The organism is Pseudomonas sp. Bc-h, assembly GCF_002080045.1.
Lineage (GTDB): Bacteria > Pseudomonadota > Gammaproteobacteria > Pseudomonadales > Pseudomonadaceae > Aquipseudomonas.
Genome location: NZ_MUIN01000012.1, coordinates 458,105 through 479,619 on the forward strand (window position 1 = coordinate 458,105; position 21,515 = coordinate 479,619).

The following is a 21,515-nucleotide window of genomic DNA, read 5'->3' on the forward strand; positions in this document are numbered from 1 at the left end:
CTCAGGATTCTTCTATATCGAGCAACAGGTTTTCCAGCGCCTCGCGATACTCGCCCGGCTCCTGCCACAAGCCACGCTGCTGGGCTTCGAGCATGCGCTCGGTCATGTCCCGCAAGGCATCGGGATTGTGCTGCTGGATGAACGTTCGGGTCGACGGATCGAGCAGATAAGCGTCCGCCAACAACGCGTATTGGTGATCGTCGATCAATTCGGTGGTGGCGTCGAAGGCGAACAGGAAATCCACCGTCGCGGCCATCTCGAACGCGCCTTTATAGCCGTGGCGCTTGACCCCTTCGATCCATTTCGGATTGGCTGCCCGCGCGCGAACCACCCGGTTCAGCTCTTCTTTGAGGCTGCGAATCTTCGGCAGATCGGGCTGGCTATGATCGCCGTGGTAGCTGGCAACCTTGCCGCCACTGAGGCTTTCCACGGCAGCGAGCATGCCGCCCTGAAATTGGTAATAGTCGTTGGAATCCAACAGATCGTGCTCACGATTGTCCTGATTCTGCACCACCGCCTGCGCCTGGCTCAGGCGCTTGGCGAAGTCGCTGCGCGCCGGAGTTCCCTCATCGGCTGCGCCATAGGCGTAGCCACCCCAGTTGAGGTAGACCTCGGCGAGATCTTCACGGGTCTGCCACAAGCGACCGTCGATGGCATTCTGCACACCTGCGCCATAGGCACCCGGCTTGGCGCCGAAGATGCGCCAGCCCGCCTGTTTAGCCGCTTGTTCGGCGCTCAACCCGTCGCGCTGCAGCTGATCGCGCTCCTGGCGCACCCTCGCCGCCAACGGGTTCATGTCATCCGGTTCGTCCAGCGCAGCGACGGCCTGCACCGCGGCATCGAACAGACGGATCAGATTGGCGAAGGCATCGCGGAAAAATCCGGACACCCGCAGGGTCACATCGACACGCGGGCGGTCCAGCAGACTCAGGGGCAGGATCTCGAAATCGTCGACCCGCTGGCTGCCCGTCGCCCACACCGGACGCACCCCCATCAGCGCCATGGCCTGAGCGATATCGTCGCCACCGGTGCGCATGGTGGCCGTGCCCCAGACCGACAACCCCAGTTGACGTAAATAGTCGCCGTGGTCCTGTAAGTGCCGTTCCAGCAACAGATTTGCCGATTGGAAACCGATGCGCCACGCGGTCATGGTTGGCAGGTTGCGCACATCGACCGAGAAGAAATTGCGCCCGGTCGGCAGCACGTCCAGGCGACCACGGCTCGGCGCACCGCTGGGTCCGGCGGGCACGAAACGGCCGCTCAGGGCGTCCAGCAGGCCACGCATTTCAGCGGGCCCGCAGGCGTCGAGCCGTGGAGCCACAACTTCTCTTATTGCGTTAACAATAAGCTCTAGATCATTGTTTTCAAACGGATTGACGAAGTCGTTTCGTGAAACGATTTGCTCGATCATTGCGGCGCCATACAGCTCCAATCGCTCGCGGGTATCGCCGGCCGTGCGCCAGGGTTCCTCGCTCACCTCATCCAGTACATGAGGTTTCGGGCCCATCCATGGCTCGCCAAGCACACAATCCAGGGGGTCGAAATTCAGGTCGAGCGCCGTGCTCAATGCCCGAAGCAGACTTGCCTGGGCGCCACGGCCGTCGCCACGAGGCACGCGCAGGATGGCGAGCAAGGTGTCGATGCGCAGCCGCCCGCTTGGCGACTCTCCAAAGATATGCAGGCCATCGCGGATCTGCGACTCCTTCAAATCACACAGGTAGGTGTCCAGACGCGGCAGCCAGATTGCCGCATCGGCGTCGCTGTCGAGGTTGTCGTCCAGGGCCAGCTCGCGATCGATATGGGTCTCGCGGACCAGATTCAGAATGTCCTTTTGCAGCGCCCGAGCGCGGCGCGGATCGAGCAACTGCGCTTCGTAGTACTCGTCAGCCAGCAGTTCGAGATTACGCAGCGGCCCGTAGGTTTCGGCGCGGGTCAGCGGCGGCATCAGGTGATCGATGATCACCGCCTGAGTGCGGCGCTTGGCCTGAGCCCCCTCGCCCGGATCGTTGACGATGAACGGATAGATGTTCGGCATGGCGCCGAGAATCGCGTCCGGCCAGCAGTTTTCGGAAAGCCCGACGCCCTTGCCCGGCAGCCATTCCAGGTTGCCGTGCTTGCCGACGTGAATCACCGCGTGGGCGCCGTAACTTTTGCGCAGCCAGAAGTAGAACGCCAGATAGCCATGGGGTGGGACCAGGTCGGGGTCGTGATAGACCGCGCTGTGATCGACGTTGTAACCGCGGGCCGGTTGAATGCCGACGAAGGTCAAACCGAAGCGCAGCCCGGCAATCATCATCCGGCCGCTGCGGCACATCGGATCATTTTCGGGTGAACCCCAGCGCTCGACCACCGCATTGCGATTGGCCTCGGGCAAGGCCTGGAATGCGGCCAGATACTGGTCCATGGCGAGGCTTTGATGGCAGGGCCGCTGATCAAGGCTGTCAGGATCGTTGGTCACGCCGCCGAGCAAGGCATGGATCAGCGCAGTTCCGCTGTCGGGCAACCCTTGGACGGGATAGCCCTCGCCTTGCAGGGACTTCAGAATATTCAGCGCCGCCGCCGGGGTATCCAGCCCGACGCCGTTGCCGATGCGCCCGTCGCGGGTCGGATAGTTGGCCAGAATCAGCGCCACACGCTTGTCGGCATTGACCGTGCGCGCCAACAGCACCCAGCGCCGCGCCAGTTCAGCGACAAAATCCATGCGCTCCGGCGCCGCGCGATAACAGACCACGTCCGACTGACTGCGCTCGCTGTACCAGGCCAGGTCCTTGAAGCTGATCGGGCGGCTGATGATGCGACCGTCCAGTTCCGGCAAGGCGATGTGCATCGCCAGATCCCGCGGCCCGAGGCCCTGCTCGCTGGCCTGCCAGGCGGGCTCGTTATCCTGGGCGCAAATGGCTTGAATGACCGGGATATTGCGACGGAACGGTCGCAAATGCGGCGCCTCCGGGCTCGACTGGGCGAAACCGGTGGTGTTGAGAATGACCTCGCATTCGGTCTCGTCCAGCCAGTCCTGGACTGCCGCCAGACAACCCGGCTCTTTAAGACTGGCGACCGCAATGGGCAGTGGGTTCAGGCCTTGGGCCAGCAGCCGCTCGCAGAATACATCGATGAAGCCGGTGTTTGCCGCCTGCAAATGCGAGCGATAGAACAAAACGGCCGCCACCGGATGATCGGCCTGCCATTCAGCCCGCCAGTCTTCAAGCTGCGCAGTGGCCTTTCGCGGGTGGTAGATCGCGGTACGCGGCAGGGTCTGTGGTTCTTTCCAGAGGTAGTCACGGTCCAGCCAGCGACTGGCCAGGCAATTGAACAACTCCAGCGCGTTCTGCTTGCCGCCCTGACGCAGGTAGTGCCAAAGCCGATCTCGATCCTCGGGAGGCTCGGTACTGAGGTCGCTCAGCTCAGGGTCCGGACGATCATCGCCGGGCACCAGAATCAGCTTGACACCCTTGGCCGCAAGCTCCACCAGCCGCTCGACGCCGTAGCGCCAATAGCCGATGCCGCCGTGCAACGAAATCAGGATCACCTTGGCGTGGCGCAGCACCTCATCGACATACAGGTCGACGGATGCGTGGTTCTGCACCTGCATAGGGTTGGCCAGGCGCAGACTGGGGTAATCGTCTGGCAACTGCTGCGCGGTTTGCGCGAGCAATGCCAAGTGGGAATCGCCGCTGCACAGAATCACCAGCTCGGCGGGGGTTTGCCCAAGGTCAGCAATGCTGTCGTCGGGGACAAAGCCGCCGGGCTGGGTGCGCAGCAGGTGCATGCTTAGCCTTTGATCCCGGTGGTAAGCGCAGCGCGCAGTTGCGCTTCCAGCACGGTCGCGTCCAGTTCCTGGCCGATCAGTACCAGATGAGTGACGCGCTCTTCATCAGCTTTCCAGGCGCGGTCGAAGTGTTTGTCAAAACGCGTCCCGACGCCTTGCACCAGCAGACGCATAGGCTTGCCCGGAATCGCCGCAAAGCCCTTGACCCGCAGAATCCCGTGCTGCACCACTGCCTGAGTCAGGGCGTCGAGCAACAGCGCTTCGTCGGCCTGCGGCAAGGAAATGGAAATCGAGTCGAAGGCGTCGTGATCGTGGTCGTCGTGGTCATCGCCTTCGTGGTGATCGTGATGGGTCTTGCGGCCATCGATGTGCAGCTCGGACTCGGCGCCCAGGCCCAGCAATACACTGATCGGCAACTGGCCTTTGCTGGCTTCGATGACTTTCACCGCAGGCGGCAGCTCTTCGGCGACTTCAGCGCGCACCGCCGCCAGGGCGTCGGCGTCGAGCATGTCGGCCTTGTTGAGGATGACCAGATCGGCGCTCGCCAGCTGATCGGCGAACAGCTCATGCAGTGGCGATTCGTGGTCCAGGTTCGGGTCGAGTTTGCGCTGGGCATCGACCTGATCCGGGAACGCAGCGAAGGTGCCGGCGATTACAGCCGGGCTGTCGACCACAGTAATCACGGCGTCAACGGTGCAGGCGTTGCGGATTTCCGGCCACTGGAAGGCCTGGACCAGCGGCTTTGGCAGAGCCAGACCCGAGGTTTCAATCAGAATGTGATCGAGATCGCCGCGACGGGCAACCAGTTCCTGCATCACCGGGAAGAACTCTTCTTGCACGGTGCAGCACAGGCAGCCGTTGGCCAGCTCGTAGACACGGCCGGTGGCTTCTTCTTCGGTGCAGCCGATGGTGCATTGCTTGAGGATGTCGCCGTCGATGCCCAGCTCGCCGAACTCGTTGACGATCACTGCGATACGACGCCCTTCGGCGTTGTCGAGCATGTGGCGCAGCAGCGTGGTTTTGCCCGAGCCGAGAAAGCCGGTGACGATGGTGACGGGAAGTTTGGCCAGTGTTTTCATCGGATGCCCTGTGGCTTCACGGCGGGCAAACAGGACGAGAAGCGCGCAACCGCCCGTGAGGACCGGTTCGCGATTCGATTCGCCACCGGATCACCCCGCCCGGTTGTAGTGAGAATTCGTGGCGCTGCGCGCAGTGGCAGGCCATTGTTCGAGGCAGGTCTCCTGGCTTACGGTAGCGAATCGCACTGACGGTTTCGTCAGGCCAATCGCATTCATCGCGCCTTCCCGCTCGCGCAGTGGCTGTGCAATGAACATGACCGTTTACAGTTGCGGGGGCAGCTGTGGCTTGAACCACATTCCCTTCTTAGCGCCGCTGCCGGTAATGGCAGGTCGGCGAACCTCAAGTGCGCAAGGCTACGCAGTGGCTTGGCGAAGGTCAACGATCTCCTGCCCCCCCTGCCGATTGACGGGCGCCTGACGTCGTGGTCTCCTACACACCTTGTTACGGGTGCCCTTCACAGGGTGAAACGGGAAACCGGTGCGTTCAGGCCTTCGGGTCTGTGCAAGTCCGGCGCTGCCCCCGCAACGGTAAGCGAGTGAAGAGTCAGATCCACTGTGTCGGTAGCGATATGGGAAGGCGATTCTTGAAGGCATGTGTGACTTGCATGTCCCTCGCAAGCCCGGAGACCGGCCCGACAACGACACATAACAAACCCGCGGTGGGCGGGCGCCGTTGAGTTCACTGTTGACGCTCGTCAGCGGTGCCCTTGCGCCTTCCCGTCCGCTGACACTTCAGAGGGAAGCGCCATGTCGATCAGCACCACCAGCCAGACATCCAGCAACGTCAGTACCCAGACCCAACGCCTCACCGCGGCCGTCAGCGCGATGATCCTTGGCGCCTGCCTGGTCTATTTCGCCGGTTTCTCGCACATTGACGCCGTGCATAACGCCGCGCACGACACCCGTCACAGCTCCGCCTTCCCTTGCCACTGAGACCTGCCGACATGTTCAAGCGTATCGCTCAAACGGCCGGTTTCACCGGACTGCTGGCGGCCCTGCTGCTGACCCTGCTGCAAAGCTTCTGGGTCGCGCCGCTGATTCTCCAGGCCGAAACCTATGAAAAAGCCCCGGCCGCTCACGAGCACGAACATACCGAAGGCGCCATGGCCGGGCATGTCCATGACGAAGAAGCCTGGGAGCCGGAAGACGGCTGGCAGCGCATCCTCTCCACCACCGGCGGCAACCTGGTGGTCGCGGTCGGCTTCGCTCTGATGCTCGCCGCGCTGTATACCCTGCGCAGCCCGAACAGCATCCGTCAGGGCGCCCTCTGGGGCCTGGCTGGCTACGCGGTGTTTGTCCTCGCGCCGACGTTGGGCCTGCCGCCCGAATTGCCAGGCACGGCCGCCGCCGACCTGACGCAACGGCAGATCTGGTGGGCCAGCACCGCAGCCTCCACCGCCGTCGGCCTGGCGCTGATCGTTTTTGCACACAACTGGCTACTGAAGGCTCTGGGCGCGGTCGTTCTGGTGATTCCACACCTCGTCGGCGCACCACAACCGGCGGTTCACTCGGCCCTGGCGCCAGAGGAACTGGAAGCGCAATTCAAGATTGCTTCGCTGCTGACCAACGCGCTGTTCTGGGTGGCAATGGGTTTGATCAGCGCCTGGTTGTTCCGTCGTCACGAAGCCAGGTCCGCTGAGCACGGCTTGAACCACGCGGTATGAATGAAACAGCCAACCGACCGATCCTGGTGATCGGTCTGGGCTGTCAGCGTGACTGTCCGGCATCGGTGCTCATGGGTTTGATTGAAGTCAGCCTGCTCGAGCATCGATTGTCACTGTCCGACATCACCGCCCTCGCCTCAATCGACAGCAAGTCAAATGAGCCCGGATTGCTGGAAGTGGCAGAACAGCTGCGATTGCCGCTCGGTTTCTTCAGCGCCGAAGAGCTGTCAGGCTTTGAAGCGCAATTGAGCCATCGCTCGCAGATCGTTTTCGACGTCACAGGCTGTTATGGCGTTGCCGAGAGTGCGGCGCTGGCAATGGCTTCGCATTTATCAAAATCCCCCGTCAGTCTGCTGATCCCTCGCCGCACAAGCTCTCGAGCCACCTTTGCGCTGGCCGGGCATTTTCTGGAGAACCCATGACCGTTTTCTTCATCGGTGCAGGCCCCGGCGATCCGGATTTGATCACCGTCAAGGGCCAGCGCCTGATCCGCAGCTGCCCGGTGATCATCTATGCCGGTTCGCTGGTACCGGAGGCTGTTCTTGAGGGGCATCAGGCCCTCCAGGTGGTCAACAGCGCTGAGTTGCATCTGGAACAGATCATTGCCTTGATGAAATCCGCTCATGCAAACGGCCAGGATGTGGCGCGCGTGCATTCTGGCGACCCGAGCCTGTATGGCGCCATCGGTGAGCAGATTCGTTGCCTGCGCGCGCTTGAAATTCCTTTCGAGATCATTCCGGGCGTCACGGCCACTGCGGCGTGTGCGGCTCTGCTGGGTACCGAGCTGACGCTGCCTGACATTTCCCAGAGTGTGATTCTGACGCGCTATGCCGATAAGACGGCCATGCCCGAAGGCGAAGAGTTGGGGGAGCTGGCGCGGCACAAGGCGACGATGGCGATTCACCTGGGGGTCAATAATCTGGGGAAAATCGTCGCTGAACTGGCTCCGCATTACGGTCTGGATTGCCCGATTGCGGTGGTGCATCGGGCGAGTTGGCCGGATCAGGATTGGGTGGTCGGAACGCTGTCGGATATCGAGGATAAGGTACGGGCGAAGGGATTCAGGCGGACTGCGTTGATTCTGGTGGGGCGAGTGTTGGGGAGTGATGTGTTTGGGGAATCGTCGTTATACCGGGCGGGGCATGCGCATGTTTTCAGGCCCTGATGGGTTTCCGGCGGCTCGCTTGGGGCTGATCCGTTTTTCCGGGTGACGCTGATAGGGGACTGGCTAACGCCAGACCTGTTTCGCCTTCGGCGAGTTACTTGAAAAGACACCAAGTAACCAAGTGTCCTGGCTCCCGGTTGGGCCCTCGTTCCTCGGGTCCCCTCACTCCGGCGACGCTCCGTGGGCACGCCGCCATCCGCCATCCATGGCGGGGGGCGGCTCTCGCGGCATCCANGGTTGGGCCCTCGTTCCTCGGGTCCCCTCACTCCGGCGACGCTCCGTGGGCACGCCGCCATCCGCCATCCATGGCGGGGGGCGGCTCTCGCGGCATCCATGCCGCTCGGCCCACTCCACGCCACCTGCGTTCGGCCTGCACCCAAGTCGCGATCTGTGTCGTCCGGACTGACGTGCGCTTAGAAGCAAGATCAAGATCAACAGCGAACACAGCTGTCCGTCTTGACGCAATTCCTGTGGGAGACGCCGGAGGTCACGACGGTACGGGCCGCGATTCGGACGATAGCGGTTTATCAGTTGCAGATGAGCCGCCTGACCTACCCCTATCGTCCCACCACGGCCCGGGCTGTCGTACAACTTCAGCGCCTCACACAGGGATCGCTTACCCCCCGAACCGGCTTTTCCAGGTAACTCGCCAGAGGCGAAACGCTTCTGCCGTTAGGCAGGACAAAATTATCAGCCCCACTGCCAATGCCAGACACGGCCAAAAAACTCTGAATCCCGGAAAACGAAAAGCCCCGAACAAGTCGGGGCTTTTCGTTTCAGAAAACACTCAGTAGTAAGCGTTTTCTTTCTGAGTATGGTCAGTCACATCACGCACGCCGGACAGCTCTGGAATGCGCTCAAGCAAGGTACGCTCGATACCTTCCTTCAGCGTCACATCCGCCTGGCCGCAACCCTGGCAACCGCCACCGAATTGCAGAACAGCGATGTTCGCCTCATCTTCCTCGACCACGTCGATCAGCGTAACCTGCCCGCCGTGACTGGCCAGACCCGGGTTGATCTCGGTCTGCAGGTAGTAGTTGATACGCTCGTTGATCGGACTGTCGGCATTGACCATTGGCACCTTGGCGTTCGGCGCCTTGATCGTCAACTGGCCGCCCATGCGATCGGTGGCGTAATCGACCACCGCGTCATCCAGGAACGCCTCGCTGAAGGAGTCGATCCAGGCCGTGAAGCTCTTCAGGCCGATGGCCTTGTCTTCCGGCTTTTCTTCGCCTGGCTTGCAGTAAGCGATACAGGTTTCAGCGTATTGGGTGCCAGGCTGGGTAATAAACACGCGGATGCCGATGCCGGGGGTGTTCTGCTTTTCCAGCAGATCGGCCAGGTAATCGTGGGCGGCATCGGTAATAGTAATAGCGGTCATGAAAATTCCTCGCAGACGTGGGGCGGAGTTTACGCCATTCCACAGCAACTGACAAAGTCCTAGTATTTCGCTCAGGTAATACCGACAAACAAGAAGACTCAGGACACGGCCACTTCCTTGACCGCCCTTCTGCTGTCCAGCCAGCTCTTCATCCGGCGGTAAAGCCCCTTCTCGATCCACTCGTAACTCAGCCATGCCCCGAGCGCGATGACCGGAACGCAGATGGCAAACGCCACATACGGGTTAAGGCCATAACGTTCGGTCGCCAGCCAACCGCCGTACAGCACCAGGACATGCAGCAGGTACACCGAATACGAGCAATCACCCATGGTTTTCAACAGTCGACTGCCGCGCATGTACGGCTCCAGCGAAATGCACGCCACCACGATCACCGCGCTGGGCAGGCCCCAGTTGACGATGCGCAGATCAGGCGGCAATTGCTTGATGGTCAGCAACGCCCCGCCGATGGCCAGCAACGGCAACCAAAGGCGCTCGGTGATCCAGCCGCGGCGGTAGATTACCCCGATACCGATGCCGAGCAGGAATTCATAAACGATATCGTTGGCATAGAAACGACTGATCAGCCCCGAACGCCCCAAGACGTCAGTCACGGCGAACAGCGCGGCGGCGATGATCAAGGGCCGCAGCCGCTGCTGGAACAGGAACACCATCGAGAACAACACGTAAAACAGCATCTCGTAGTTCAGCGTCCAGCCGACGTTCAGGGTCGGGTACAGGCCGTAGCCGCCAGGATTTTCGGAGGGAATGAACATCAGGGAAAGGATGAAGCTCTGCCAGTCCACTACCTGATGGGGCAACAGCGGATGCGCGACAACCACCAACAGCCCCATAACCAAGGTGTAGAGCCAATAGGCGGGCACGATGCGGATGATGCGATTGAGCATGAAACGGCCGGCGGGAATGTCTTTGTCGACCGTCGAGAGGTAGATCACCAGACCGCTGATGACGAAGAAGATGTCGACGCCAACGGCGCCTTTTTCAGTAAAAAACCGGCCGATCGGGCCGCTGGGATGGAAGTCGAAAAAAATCTGCATGAAGTGGTGACACACAACAGCCCACGCGGCGAGTGCCCGCAGGGCTTGAACCGAAATCAACATCTGCAACCTCTTGCTTACTCTGGTTTGACCCACGATCCAGGACCTCGAAAAGGTCACGCTTCAGGGGACGACTCACAGAGTCCGACTGGCAGGTTTGCAAAAAGGTTCGGCACGTCTGACGGGCTGCATAATGGCTGCAGGCCATGTTCTATAAGGGTTTTTCGGTTTCACCCCCGGCTCATGGGGATGAGCCGAAGGGTGGCGGCAAACACAAAAAACTTGTTTAAAGATTCTCGTACCGATTCATATCCAGCACCCCCGCCTCCTGCGGCTCGGTCTCCTGGATGTAATGGTCAAGATCGTGGAAGTACGTCCAGAACTGCGGATTGCTCCGGCGCACACCCCAGCGCTCGACGATCTTCTCGAACGCTTCTTTATGATCGTGAGCCTGCTCCATCGCGTCGACGAACGCGTTCACTTCATTGGCCGGGATATTGAACATGAAGTTCGGGTAACTGCTAAGCACCCCCGGATAGATCGTCAGGCTGTCCAGCCCCGGTTGATAGCGGTACGCCTCCCCCATCAGGAATGCCACATTACTGTGAGCCCGATTGCGCAGCATGCTGTAGACGATCCGTTTGCCGCTGCCGTCCTGAATGCGCAACATCGTCGCTTCCGGCAACTGCTCAATGACCCTCAGCCCGGCGGCAGGACGCGACACCAGACGACTCAGCGACTGCTCGACATCGCTGAACACCGGTCCGATACCCTGACGTGAGCAATACGCTCCGCTGCAACGGTTGATCGGGTCAGGTGATGCATTGAGCGTGCCGGCGCGTTCGATCAGCTTGCGCTCGAAGTCACGTTTGGGGTCTTTCTCATCCAGTTTCATCCCGGTCGGCGTGTCGTCATCGATGGCCTGGTAATCCAGCCACATCTTCACCTTGCCGCTGTTCTGGTACCAACTGCCGAGAATGTCGTCACGCTTGTCCGCCGGCATCAAGCGCAGGAAGTTGACCTCGGCACCATTGCGGATCAGGTCGAAATACAGCCGCGTCTGCACCTGATGCGAAACGTTGCCATACACGTCGAAATTCACCGCCAACTGGTAGTACGTGCGCTCCAGCAGCGGGTAGTCGAACAGCCAGACCGAGTTCGGCAGATCGCCAATCAGGCCCTTGTTCACCGAGGCGCTGTCGAAGTGACGGAAGATGGTCAGCAGCGCGTTGTCATTGCCCGCCCACAGGGTCGCCCAGCCCGGTGGCGGCATGCTGGCGTAGGCATCGCTGCGCAAGTCTTCGTACTCGTTGCGCTTGTCGCGGTAGTCATGCCACAGGCTCAAGACACTGCCGACGTCGTCGTTCTGCCCCGGCATCGCCAGCAGCGGCGTGGCCTTGGCGCGGTAAACCGCATCGGTGATATAGCGGTCGTGAGCAGGCTCCTGAAAAAGCGCCCAAAAATGGTCGCGGATCACGTCGGTGGCGATCTGGCCGCGACATACCGGGCCGCGAATGAAAGTTCTGACAAAATACTCGGCGTTATCCAGCATGAACTGGTAACGGGCGACTGCCGGGATTTCCTTGAACGTATCGAACGGGTTCGCCCGGCGTTGCGGGCTGTAGCCGGGTAATTCGGTGGCGTGCCAGTTGCCGCTGTAAAACAGCTGCTTGACCCGCGCCAGCTTCTGCGGCCCCATCGGATAGGTGATGTGGGTCTTGTGCACGATCACGCCCTGCACTGGCATCAGGCGGTAATAAAAGGTGGTGCCGGGGTCGTCATCAGGGCGGCGCGTGGCGATCAGATCAACCGGCTGGCCGCTCGGGGTCCGTGAACGCACCCATTGAAAGAAATGCCCCGGCTCGCCGCCAGTGAAATAGATGTGCGCCAGAAACAAATGCTCATATAGCCAGCGCCCCACCAGCGCCTCGGTCGAACCCGGGCGATTGAACAGGTTTTCCCACTCGGTGATCTGCGCCGCTTCTGCAGGGCTTGGCTGCAATGGCGCCTGATCGACCGGCGCCCCCGCCGCCAGCCAGCTTTGCAGGGTGCCGTACTGCGCGTCGGTGAGGCCGGTGACTGCCAGCGGCATGCCCTGACCGGGATGAGATTTGGCGTAACCGTCGAACTCCTGGGGCAGCGGGCACATGTTCTCGCGATTGAGGCCCAGCACGATGTCGTCGGGCAGCTTGGCGTTTGGTACCAGCGGCGTGCTGTGGCCGAACTCGAGCATCTTCGCCATCAGCGCCGCCTGATTGCTTTGGCCATCGAGCACCGAGTAAAAGCTTTTCTTGCGCCAGGCTTGCGGGCCTTCGGCGTCGTAGAAAATCCGCGTAGGCGAAACAGCCTGGCTGCGATCGCCCTGATACACCGGCACTTTGGAGGCCCCGCGCAATGCGCCTTCGCCGCTGCCCAGGTTCAATTGGCAGGCCGCATCGTTGCAGGCATGGCAGGCCACGCATTTTTCGGTAAAAATCGGCTGGATATCCCGGCTGTAGGAAATGGCCGGGTGCGCGAGGGCAGATTGCGGAAGAGGCGATTGCGCGAACGCTGCACCGCAAAACAACAAGGCCAATGCATTGGCGAACAAGCGATGCAACATGGAACGGGCGTCCTGAAAATAAAGAATCCGCAATGATTCTACCTGTGGCGAGCGGCCATCAACATGAGCAGAATTCATCTAAATCCGCGAACGGTTTAAAACGGTACAGGTTTGCTATTATTTCGCACCTTTCATCGTCACCTTTTTCGCATTTCTTTGTCCGGGTACCCCTATGTCAGATCGCAGCGCGCGTCTTAAAGCACTCCAGCAGGCTCTCAAAGAGCGGATCCTGATTCTCGATGGCGGTATGGGCACCATGATCCAGAGCTATCGCCTGGAGGAAGAAGACTATCGCGGCAAACGCTTCGCCGACTGGCCAAGCGACGTCAAGGGCAACAACGACCTGCTGATTCTGACCCGCCCCGATGTCATCGGCGCGATCGAGAAAGAGTACCTGGACGCGGGTGCCGACATTCTCGAAACCAACACCTTCAACGCCACTCAGGTGTCCCAGGCCGACTACGGCATGGAAGCGCTGGTCTACGAGCTGAACGTTGAAGGCGCACGTCTGGCCCGTAAAGTGGCCGACGCCAAGACCCTCGAAACCCCGGACAAGCCGCGCTTCGTCGCTGGCGTGCTCGGCCCGACCAGCCGCACCTGCTCGCTGTCGCCGGACGTGAACAACCCCGGCTATCGCAACGTCACCTTCGACGAACTGGTGGAGAACTACACCGAGGCCACCAAAGGCCTGATCGAAGGCGGTGCGGACATGATCCTCATCGAAACCATCTTCGACACCTTGAACGCCAAAGCCGCCATTTTCGCCGTGCAGGGCGTTTACGAAGAGCTGGGCTTCGAACTGCCGATCATGATTTCCGGCACCATCACCGACGCCTCCGGCCGCACCCTTTCCGGCCAGACCACCGAAGCCTTCTGGAACTCGGTGCGCCACGCCAACCCGATTTCGGTCGGCCTGAACTGCGCCCTGGGTGCCAGCGAGCTGCGTCCGTATCTGGAAGAATTGTCGAACAAAGCCCAGACCCACGTCTCGGCGCACCCGAACGCCGGTCTGCCCAATGAATTCGGTGAGTACGACGAAGCACCGAACCAGACCGCAGCGGTCATCGAAGAATTCGCCCAAAGTGGCTTCCTCAATATCGTCGGCGGTTGCTGCGGCACCACGCCCGCGCACATCAAGGCCATCGCCAACGCCGTCGCCGGGTATGCGCCCAGGGTGATTCCGGACATCCCGAAAGCCTGTCGCCTGTCGGGCCTTGAGCCGTTCACCATCGATCGCAGCTCGTTGTTCGTCAACGTTGGCGAGCGCACCAACATCACCGGCTCCGCCCGCTTCGCCCGCCTTATCCGTGAAGACAACTACACCGAAGCCCTGGAGGTCGCCCTGCAGCAGGTCGAAGCCGGCGCTCAGGTGATCGACATCAACATGGACGAGGGCATGCTGGATTCGAAGAAGGCCATGGTGACCTTCCTCAATCTGATTGCCGGTGAACCGGACATCTCCCGCGTACCGATCATGATCGACTCCTCGAAATGGGAAGTGATCGAAGCCGGCCTCAAGTGCATTCAGGGCAAGGGCATCGTCAACTCGATCAGCATGAAAGAAGGCGTCGAGCAGTTCATCCATCACGCCAAACTGTGCAAACGCTATGGCGCCGCGGTGGTGGTCATGGCCTTCGACGAAGCCGGCCAGGCCGACACCGAAGCGCGCAAGAAAGAAATCTGCAAACGCTCCTACGACATTCTGGTCAACGAAGTCGGCTTCCCACCGGAAGACATCATCTTCGACCCGAACATCTTCGCCATCGCCACCGGTATCGAGGAGCACAACAACTACGCAGTCGACTTCATCAATGCCTGTGCGTACATCCGCGACGAGCTGCCGTATGCACTGACCTCCGGCGGCGTGTCCAACGTGTCGTTCTCGTTCCGCGGCAACAACCCGGTGCGCGAAGCGATTCACTCGGTGTTCCTGCTGCACGCGATCCGCGCCGGCCTGACCATGGGTATCGTCAACGCCGGTCAACTGGAGATCTACGACGAGATCCCGGCCAAGCTGCGCGAAGCCGTGGAAGACGTGGTTCTGAACCGTAGCGACGAGGGCACTGAAAAACTGCTGGCCATCGCTGACGAGTTCAAGGGCGACGGCTCGGTCAAGGAGGCGGAAACCGAGGAGTGGCGTGGCTGGGAGGTCAACGAGCGCCTCAAGCACGCGTTGGTAAAAGGCATCACCACGCACATCGTCGAAGACACCGAGCTGTCGCGCCAGTCTTTCGCCCGGCCAATCGAGGTGATCGAAGGCCCGCTGATGGCCGGCATGAACGTGGTCGGCGACCTGTTCGGCTCGGGCAAGATGTTCCTGCCGCAAGTGGTGAAGTCCGCCCGCGTGATGAAACAGGCCGTGGCGCACCTGATTCCGTTCATCGAAGCGGAAAAAGGCGACAAACCGGAGGCCAAGGGCAAGATTCTCATGGCCACGGTCAAGGGCGACGTGCATGACATCGGCAAGAACATCGTCGGCGTGGTGCTGGGCTGTAACGGTTACGACATCGTCGACCTCGGCGTGATGGTGCCTGCCGAGAAGATCCTGCAGGTCGCCAAGGAGCAGAAGTGCGACATCATCGGACTCTCCGGCCTGATCACCCCGTCGCTGGACGAGATGGTCCACGTTGCCCGTGAGATGCAGCGCCAGAACTTCAGCCTGCCATTGATGATCGGCGGCGCGACCACGTCCAAAGCGCATACGGCGGTGAAGATCGAGCCCAAGTACAGCAACGACGCGGTGATCTACGTCACCGACGCTTCCCGCGCCGTGGGCGTGGCGACTCAGTTGCTGTCCAAGGAGCTGAAAGCCGGCTTCATCGAGAAGACCCGCGCCGAGTACGTCGAAGTGCGTGAGCGCACCTCGGCGCGCAGCGCCCGCACCGAGCGCCTGAGCTACAGCGCGGCCATCGCCAAGAAGCCGCAGTTCGACTGGGCCGCCTATGAGCCCGTCAAACCAAGCTTCACCGGTGCGAAAGTGCTGGAAGACATCGACCTCAACGTACTGGTCGATTACATCGACTGGACGCCGTTCTTCATCTCCTGGGACCTAGCGGGCAAATACCCGCGCATTCTCACTGACGAAGTAGTCGGTGAAGCAGCGACCTCGCTGTTCAAGGACGCTCAGGAGCTGCTGCGCAAGCTGATCGACGAGAAGCTGATCCGCAGCCGCGCGGTGTTCGGCTTCTGGCCGGCCAACCAGGTCGACCATGACGATATCCAGCTGCTCGACGATAACGGCCAGCCATTGGCGAAACTGCATCACTTGCGCCAGCAGATCATCAAGACCGACGGCAAACCGAACTTCTCGCTGGCCGACTTCGTTGCACCCAAAGACAGCGGCGTGACCGATTACGTCGGTGGCTTCATCACCACTGCCGGCATCGGCGCCGAAGAAGTGTCCAAGGCCTACCAGGACAAGGGCGACGACTACAACGCGATCATGGTCAAGGCCCTGGCCGACCGCCTGGCCGAAGCCTGCGCCGAGTGGCTGCACCAGCAAGTGCGTAAGGAATATTGGGGTTACGCCACCGACGAGCAGCTGGACAACGAAGACCTGATCAAAGAGAAATACGCGGGCATCCGCCCTGCCCCCGGCTACCCGGCCTGCCCGGACCACACCGAAAAAGGCGTGCTGTTCGACCTGCTGGACCCCGCCCAGGGCGACGGCAAGCCAGGCATCAGCGGCGTGTTCCTCACCGAGCACTACGCGATGTTCCCGGCGGCAGCGGTCAGCGGTTGGTACTTCGCCCACCCTCAGGCGCAGTACTTCGCCGTGGGCAAGGTCGACAAGGATCAGGTGGAAAGCTACAACGCCCGCAAAGGTCAGGAAATGCGCGTGACCGAGCGCTGGCTGGCGCCGAATCTGGGGTATGACGAATAGGGTTCGACACCCATACGCTTCGCTGCCGTCGTGACCTCCGGCGTCTCCCACAGGGACAGAGGTGTGCCGTAAATGTGTGTCTGGCGCCGATCCTGTGGGAGTTTTGATCGTTCCCACGCTCCAGCGTGGGAATGCCTTGCAGGCCGCTCCGCGTCCCATTGATGCGCAGCGTCAATCGCAGCGTTACCACGCGGGGCGTCACGACAGCCACAGATCCACTTCTGATTTGCGACTATCATTCTCTTCAGCACCGCCGAGGCGCTGGAGAGGATATGGACAACTCACCGCAACCCCCCGACGACAACAAACCCCCGACCTTCTGGCAGATGGTGCACAGCGTCATGGCTGCGGCCTTTGGCGTGCAGAGCCACAAGAATCGCGCGCGGGACTTCACTCACGGCAAGCCGTCGCATTTCGTGATCATGGGCATTGCCTTCACCGCGATATTCGCGCTGATACTGATGGGGATCGTGCAGTTGGTGTTGTACTTTGCTGTGCGCTAAAGCCTTCACCGTTCGGTTTACGCAAGGTTCATCCGGGAACCCGCTGGCTATGATTTTCACGCCATCGCAAACAGTTGTCCTGCGGCTGAAGGACCAACGTCAGCCGGTTGAAGAGATGAATATCGGCGTATCGGGCAAAAAACCGGTTAAGCATTTCACCAAACAGATGAACGTCCCCCTCCCCCGCGAACCCACCTGTATCCAGCGTGACTTCGATATCCACACCGCGTAGCAGAAACCCTTTCTCAAAGCGTTCGAGCAAATAATGTCGAACCTCGACGATCGCCTGCAACCGTCGCCGGTTCTGCTCATTGCCGGTCCAGTCGTAGAGGCCAAGCGTGTTGCGCAACACTTCAGCACTGTCGAGCATCGGCAGGAAACTCGACCCAAGGTGACTAAGCACGCGCCAGTGAAAGCGATCCCTGTGGGGCGCGTAACAGGGCATTGTCATCGCACACAGATTGCGCACCGTGACTTTCGGTCGACTGGCATGCGCGGCCTTCAGCAGCACCGTCTCAGCCAATGCCATCCGCGGCAGCTGGCCATTGGTGGCCGTCAACTGCAGCGACAGTTTCGTCCGATTCGACCGGTCGAGGTCGAAACCTTCACCCCCCAGAATCAACCATGTGTCGTGCGACCCGCCCGGCGCGCGTCTGAGCCGGGTATGAAAATGGCGCTCGGGAGCGGCGTCACGCAACATGCCACCCTTGTGCTGAAAATGGGTGAATGGCACATACTGGCGCCGCGCGGAGTGCTTGGTAGCGATAACGCTGTCTACCGAATAGATATCAATGGGGCCGTCCTGCACATCCATCGCGCGCACCCGATAATCGGTTTGTAAAGGGTCAAGGGTCAGACGTTCCGCTTCAAGGGCAAACAGATTGATGACCGGCACGGCATGCAGGCGAATGTGCTCTGCGTTGAGCGAAAATGCACGGGGCCAGGGTTCATCTAGGACCACCTCAAGTTCGAACTGGTTTGTACTGGCCGCGAATTTCACCTGTTCCAGCCCCTTGAGCGTCACGAACATGAACTTCTCGGGGAAGCTGAAATACTCCAGCAATAACGGGTAGTCGCTGAACCGACTGTCACCCTGAGGCAAGAGGCGGTCGTCCTCTGCGAAGCCCTTGGCAGCGAACCGAACGTCGACCACCTCGCGCTCCAAACCGTCCCTGCGCAAACAGACCGTCTGAGCGTTGAGCGTCAGCGCCTGATGCAGGGCAGTGGCAACGGGTGCACTGGCGTTGAGGTAAAAGGGTATGTCTCGCAGGTCTAGCGCGTCCCAGGCCAGCAGCTTGCCGCGCGAGAAACTCAACCTGATCACGGACCGGCCGTCCAGGGCTTGGCCGACCTGCACGGAATCGAGCGCCAGCGCACGCAGCGTAAGGTCCTGTGTGGTGGTGTAACGGCAGCGAGTCAGCTGAGGGCCGACGGGCTGCGAGCGCACTTCGAACCCTTTGCAAACCGTTGCGCAGGCCTTCATCTGACTGACGTCTGGCGAGAGCTCGACGATGGACAGCGAAGGAATCATGCGCAGGTAGTGCGGCCCCACCAGGTCGATCAGCCCCTCCGTCAACTCAGGCAGGTCGTCGTCGAGCTTTTCGCGCATCCTGCCCATCAGAAACGCGAAACCTTGAAACAACTGCTCGACACCGGGATCCACAGCCCCGGGTTTATCCAGATTCAACGCCCCGGCGCGGTCGGGAAACGCTTGCGCATACTCTTGAGCCGCTTCGCGCAGGTAGCGCATCTCGGCGTCAAAGTACGCCAGCGTGGAATTGTCCTTGTTCATCGAAGCGTTCCTTGTCTCTGGTCTTGAAAAAACTTCCAGCCTCTTCAGCTCGCAGTCGCTTGCGGCAGTGAAGTGACCAACATGCAGCCGCACTCACAGCGGTCGCCATGAAACGCGACTGCAAGATCATCGTCGGTGAACCCCGAGTTGCCCTCGGCGATCCTGGTTTCACCGTGGCCGGGAAGCGGACAGAAGACGCTGTCGCCTACGCGAGCGGCGCCAAGGCCGTCGAATATCATTGCCTCGGAGGCGGTCTTGACCGTGCCGCCGCTGCTGGTTGTGTCGCTGATGCGGATGATGCCTTTCATGTGAAATCCTCTTTCAGTTCGGTTGATTGGGTAAGTGAAGGTGATCGCGACATAGGCCTGCCGGTGGCGGGGTCGAGTTTCAGTTCCTCGGTCAGGCGCCGGATAAGCTCCGGTGAAGGCTTCTCGGGCGGGACATTCGCTTCGCGGGCTTCCAGCCATTGCAGCTTGCCGTCCCACGGCGGCAGCTTGGCCGGGGGCAGCGGGAGGATGTCGTTGATTTCGGGGGCTTTGGGGTGGGCGTAGGAATACCGTGCCAGGATGCGCCAGATGGTTTTGTAGCGCTCGGCGCGTTCGAGGTCTTTTTCCAGACCGAGGTAATACAGGTCGTCGGTGGGCGCAGGCCCTCGGAAACTGTCATCCAACCACCCCGCAGATGTTTCATCACCTGCGGCGACACCGAGTTGAAATGCTTCCAGTGCCTCTTTATATGAGCCGCTGTCTTGGAGGTAGACACCTAAGATGTTGGCGGCTGGTCCATGCCCTTGTCCAGCTGCGCAACGGCGCATCTGTCGCGCTACGTACGGCGCCCTGTCGCTCGGCGCCAGAGCTTCACCGATTTCATACTGAGCTTGCGCACTGCCCTCGTCAGCGGCCTTGCGCAGGTAGCGCAGCGACATCTCCATGTCCTGTTTAAGATCGGCGATACCGTTTTTTAGAAACACCGACACAAAGTAGTAACCCGTTGCCACGTTGGCATCGATCAGGTCTTGACTGAAGCGCAGGTGTTCGTGGCCCCGCAGTTTATATTTCCCGCGCAGGCTGCCGTTCTGCAGGTTGATAGTGGCTTTGACATGGCCGTTCTCGGCAGCGATGCGGTAGAGCCGGGTAATCTCCAGGTCGGTAGTCGGGTCCTGTTTCAACTGGTTGTTCTTCTCCAACCAACGGGCGTACTGGAACAGTACGTCGCTGTCGGCACTTGCAGGCGGTATGACCTCGTATTGGCAGGTGAAGGCCAGGTTTTCCTGGATGGCGCTGAGCGACGGCACCGATGCGCCGAACTGCTGCTCGGTGTCGGGGCGGTCACAACCCGCCAGCAGCAGGCATGAGAAAACCCACGCACGGTTCATCACGCCAGCCTCCACATGACCCGCACCGGGCCTTCGCACAGACGTTTTGCCAGCGGCCAGATGCGCTCTTCGTAATAACGCATCTGCTCAACAGGAAAGATCGCGTCTTGCTCGAAATGACGAATAATCGGCTGACCCTCCGGGGTGCCGAGGGCCGAGTGCTCGACAACCTGCCAGTAACCACTGACCGGACATGGAGTGCCAGCGAGGCAGTTTTTGGCCGACAAGTGCGCCTGACTGAAGCCCTTGGCCCCCGGCATTGGCCTGCCGGTGGCGGGGTCGAGTTTCAGGTCCTCGGTCAGGCGCCGGATCAGCTCTGGGGACGGTTTTTCGGGCGGGACATTCGCTTCGCGGGCTTCGATCCATTGCAGCTTGCCGTCCCACGGCGGCAGTTTGGCCGGTGGCAGCGGGAGGATGTCGTTGATTTCGGGGACTTTGGGGTGGGCGTAGGAGTAGTCCGCGAGGATGCTCCAGATTTGGTGGTAACGGGAGGCGCGTTCTGAGTCCTCTTGCAAGTCCATGTAATACAGCTTGTTCGTTGCCTCAGGCCCTTTGAATCCCTCGGCAAGACGTCCTGCCGAAGATTCATCACCTGCCGCAACTCCCAGTTGAAATGCTTCCAGCGCGTCTTGATATTGCTTGGTGAACTTGAGATCAACGCCCAAAGCGCGCGCAGCGTTCCCCTGACCTTGCTCAGCCGCGCAGCGGCGCATCTGCCGCGAAACATCCGGTGCCCGGTCGCTCGGCGCCAGTGCATCACCTATTTCGTACTGGGCTTGCGCACTGCCTTCGTCGGCAGCCTTGCGCAGAAAGCGCAGCGACATCTCCGTGTCCTGCTTCAGGTCGGCAATACCATTTTTTAGAAAAACCGACACGAAGTAGTAACCCGTTGCCACCTTTGCATCGATCAAATCTTGACTGAACCGCAGGAGCTCGTGCCCCCGAAGTCTGAACTTGCCGCGCAGGCTGCCGTTCTGCAGGTTGATATTGGCCTTGGGATGACCATTCTCAGTGGCGATACGGTACAGCCGACTAATTTCAAGGTCGGTATCCGGGTCTTGTTTCAGCTGGTTGTTCTTCTCCAACCAACGGGCGTACTGGAACAGCACATCGCTGTCAGCACTCCCCGGAGTTAGCGTTTCGTGCTTGCAAGTGAAGGCCAGATTTTCCTGGACTGCGCTGAGCGACGGCACCGAAGCGCTGTGCGGCCGTTGGGTGTCAGGTGCATCGCAACCTGCCAGCAATAGGCA

Annotated in this window: 15 protein-coding genes and 2 riboswitches; of the genes, 6 read left to right on the top strand and 9 right to left on the bottom strand. The window is 60.6% G+C overall.

The window, feature by feature from the left end; all coding sequences use genetic code 11:
* Nucleotide 1: 1 nt before the first annotated feature.
* Both cobN and cobW read right to left on the bottom strand, forming a co-directional pair.
* Nucleotides 2-3,766 (bottom strand): cobaltochelatase subunit CobN, encoded by a 3,765-nt coding sequence (gene cobN, locus BWR59_RS25175; protein WP_081568377.1) that lies wholly within the window; start codon nucleotides 3,764-3,766, stop codon nucleotides 2-4.
* 2 nt (nucleotides 3,767-3,768) lie between these two features.
* Entirely contained in the window at nucleotides 3,769-4,845 is a 1,077-nt protein-coding gene (gene cobW / locus BWR59_RS25180) for a cobalamin biosynthesis protein CobW (RefSeq protein WP_081568379.1), read from the bottom strand.
* A gap of 134 nt (nucleotides 4,846-4,979) precedes the next feature.
* A riboswitch (cobalamin riboswitch) is annotated at nucleotides 4,980-5,203 on the bottom strand.
* Between the two features lie 71 nt (nucleotides 5,204-5,274).
* A riboswitch (cobalamin riboswitch) is annotated at nucleotides 5,275-5,496 on the top strand.
* 96 nt (nucleotides 5,497-5,592) lie between these two features.
* Here cobW and BWR59_RS25185 point away from each other — a divergent pair.
* The 4 genes from BWR59_RS25185 to cobM are packed head-to-tail and all read left to right on the top strand — an operon-like array spanning nucleotide 5,593 to nucleotide 7,674.
* On the top strand, nucleotides 5,593-5,778 hold the full coding sequence (locus BWR59_RS25185) for a CbtB-domain containing protein (protein ID WP_081568380.1): 186 nt from the start codon (nucleotides 5,593-5,595) through the stop codon (nucleotides 5,776-5,778).
* A gap of 11 nt (nucleotides 5,779-5,789) precedes the next feature.
* Nucleotides 5,790-6,509 (top strand): CbtA family protein, encoded by a 720-nt coding sequence (locus tag BWR59_RS25190; protein WP_081568381.1) that lies wholly within the window; start codon nucleotides 5,790-5,792, stop codon nucleotides 6,507-6,509.
* Nucleotides 6,506-6,931, top strand: a complete 426-nt coding sequence (locus BWR59_RS25195; RefSeq protein ID WP_081568382.1) for a cobalamin biosynthesis protein — start codon at nucleotides 6,506-6,508, stop codon at nucleotides 6,929-6,931. The genes BWR59_RS25190 and BWR59_RS25195 overlap by 4 nt, the downstream gene beginning before the upstream one ends.
* Nucleotides 6,928-7,674, top strand: a complete 747-nt coding sequence (gene cobM, locus BWR59_RS25200) for a precorrin-4 C(11)-methyltransferase (RefSeq protein ID WP_081568383.1) — start codon at nucleotides 6,928-6,930, stop codon at nucleotides 7,672-7,674. Before BWR59_RS25195 ends, cobM begins: the two co-directional genes overlap by 4 nt.
* 787 nt (nucleotides 7,675-8,461) lie before the next feature.
* On the opposite strand, the gene nfuA is transcribed toward cobM, so the two are convergent.
* The 3 genes from nfuA to BWR59_RS25220 form a co-directional block, all read right to left on the bottom strand.
* Complete coding sequence (nfuA, locus tag BWR59_RS25210; protein WP_074756821.1) at nucleotides 8,462-9,055, bottom strand: Fe-S biogenesis protein NfuA; 594 nt, start codon at nucleotides 9,053-9,055, stop codon at nucleotides 8,462-8,464.
* Between the two features lie 98 nt (nucleotides 9,056-9,153).
* A complete protein-coding gene (locus BWR59_RS25215) occupies nucleotides 9,154-10,173 on the bottom strand; it encodes an acyltransferase (RefSeq protein ID WP_081568385.1) in 1,020 nt (339 codons plus the stop codon).
* Between the two features lie 223 nt (nucleotides 10,174-10,396).
* The gene (locus tag BWR59_RS25220) at nucleotides 10,397-12,712 is read right to left on the bottom strand and encodes a fatty acid cis/trans isomerase (protein ID WP_081568386.1); all 2,316 of its coding nucleotides are present in this window, start codon (nucleotides 12,710-12,712) and stop codon (nucleotides 10,397-10,399) included.
* A gap of 172 nt (nucleotides 12,713-12,884) precedes the next feature.
* Here BWR59_RS25220 and metH point away from each other — a divergent pair, with 172 nt between their 5' ends.
* Together metH and BWR59_RS25230 are read left to right on the top strand one after the other, a co-directional pair.
* Nucleotides 12,885-16,595, top strand: coding sequence for a methionine synthase (gene metH / locus BWR59_RS25225; RefSeq protein ID WP_081568387.1), 3,711 nt, complete (start codon nucleotides 12,885-12,887; stop codon nucleotides 16,593-16,595).
* A 272-nt stretch (nucleotides 16,596-16,867) separates the two neighbouring features.
* Nucleotides 16,868-17,098 carry a DUF2970 domain-containing protein gene (locus BWR59_RS25230; RefSeq protein ID WP_081568388.1) on the top strand — a complete coding sequence of 77 codons (231 nt, stop codon included), beginning with the start codon at nucleotides 16,868-16,870 and terminating at the stop codon, nucleotides 17,096-17,098.
* A gap of 28 nt (nucleotides 17,099-17,126) precedes the next feature.
* Here the strand turns inward: BWR59_RS25230 and tssF are convergent, their stop codons facing one another.
* Genes tssF through BWR59_RS25250 form a run of 4 tightly spaced genes read right to left on the bottom strand, consistent with a single transcriptional unit; the run spans nucleotide 17,127 to nucleotide 21,458 of the window.
* A complete protein-coding gene (gene tssF, locus BWR59_RS25235) occupies nucleotides 17,127-18,890 on the bottom strand; it encodes a type VI secretion system baseplate subunit TssF (RefSeq protein WP_081568389.1) in 1,764 nt (587 codons plus the stop codon).
* A 44-nt stretch (nucleotides 18,891-18,934) separates the two neighbouring features.
* Nucleotides 18,935-19,198, bottom strand: a complete 264-nt coding sequence (locus BWR59_RS25240; protein ID WP_081568390.1) for a PAAR domain-containing protein — start codon at nucleotides 19,196-19,198, stop codon at nucleotides 18,935-18,937.
* Nucleotides 19,195-20,265 carry a DUF6396 domain-containing protein gene (locus BWR59_RS25245; RefSeq protein ID WP_081568391.1) on the bottom strand — a complete coding sequence of 357 codons (1,071 nt, stop codon included), beginning with the start codon at nucleotides 20,263-20,265 and terminating at the stop codon, nucleotides 19,195-19,197. Before BWR59_RS25245 ends, BWR59_RS25240 begins: the two co-directional genes overlap by 4 nt.
* The gene (locus BWR59_RS25250) at nucleotides 20,265-21,458 is read right to left on the bottom strand and encodes a DUF6396 domain-containing protein (RefSeq protein WP_081568416.1); all 1,194 of its coding nucleotides are present in this window, start codon (nucleotides 21,456-21,458) and stop codon (nucleotides 20,265-20,267) included. The genes BWR59_RS25245 and BWR59_RS25250 overlap by 1 nt, the downstream gene beginning before the upstream one ends.
* Nucleotides 21,459-21,515: the final 57 nt, after the last annotated feature.

Bases quoted from the DNA above. Each gene is read 5' to 3' on its own strand.
- metH (WP_081568387.1), top strand. From the start codon at position 12,885: ATGTCAGATCGCAGCGCGCGTCTTAAAGCACTCCAGCAGGCTCTCAAA.
- BWR59_RS25230 (WP_081568388.1), top strand. From the start codon at position 16,868: ATGGACAACTCACCGCAACCCCCCGACGACAACAAACCCCCGACCTTC.
- BWR59_RS25190 (WP_081568381.1), top strand. From the start codon at position 5,790: ATGTTCAAGCGTATCGCTCAAACGGCCGGTTTCACCGGACTGCTGGCG.
- BWR59_RS25220 (WP_081568386.1), bottom strand. From the start codon at position 12,712: ATGTTGCATCGCTTGTTCGCCAATGCATTGGCCTTGTTGTTTTGCGGT.
- BWR59_RS25240 (WP_081568390.1), bottom strand. From the start codon at position 19,198: ATGAAAGGCATCATCCGCATCAGCGACACAACCAGCAGCGGCGGCACG.
- BWR59_RS25245 (WP_081568391.1), bottom strand. From the start codon at position 20,265: ATGAACCGTGCGTGGGTTTTCTCATGCCTGCTGCTGGCGGGTTGTGAC.
- BWR59_RS25195 (WP_081568382.1), top strand. From the start codon at position 6,506: ATGAATGAAACAGCCAACCGACCGATCCTGGTGATCGGTCTGGGCTGT.
- cobN (WP_081568377.1), bottom strand. From the start codon at position 3,766: ATGCACCTGCTGCGCACCCAGCCCGGCGGCTTTGTCCCCGACGACAGC.
- BWR59_RS25185 (WP_081568380.1), top strand. From the start codon at position 5,593: ATGTCGATCAGCACCACCAGCCAGACATCCAGCAACGTCAGTACCCAG.
- cobW (WP_081568379.1), bottom strand. From the start codon at position 4,845: ATGAAAACACTGGCCAAACTTCCCGTCACCATCGTCACCGGCTTTCTC.
- tssF (WP_081568389.1), bottom strand. From the start codon at position 18,890: ATGAACAAGGACAATTCCACGCTGGCGTACTTTGACGCCGAGATGCGC.
- cobM (WP_081568383.1), top strand. From the start codon at position 6,928: ATGACCGTTTTCTTCATCGGTGCAGGCCCCGGCGATCCGGATTTGATC.
- BWR59_RS25215 (WP_081568385.1), bottom strand. From the start codon at position 10,173: ATGTTGATTTCGGTTCAAGCCCTGCGGGCACTCGCCGCGTGGGCTGTT.
- nfuA (WP_074756821.1), bottom strand. From the start codon at position 9,055: ATGACCGCTATTACTATTACCGATGCCGCCCACGATTACCTGGCCGAT.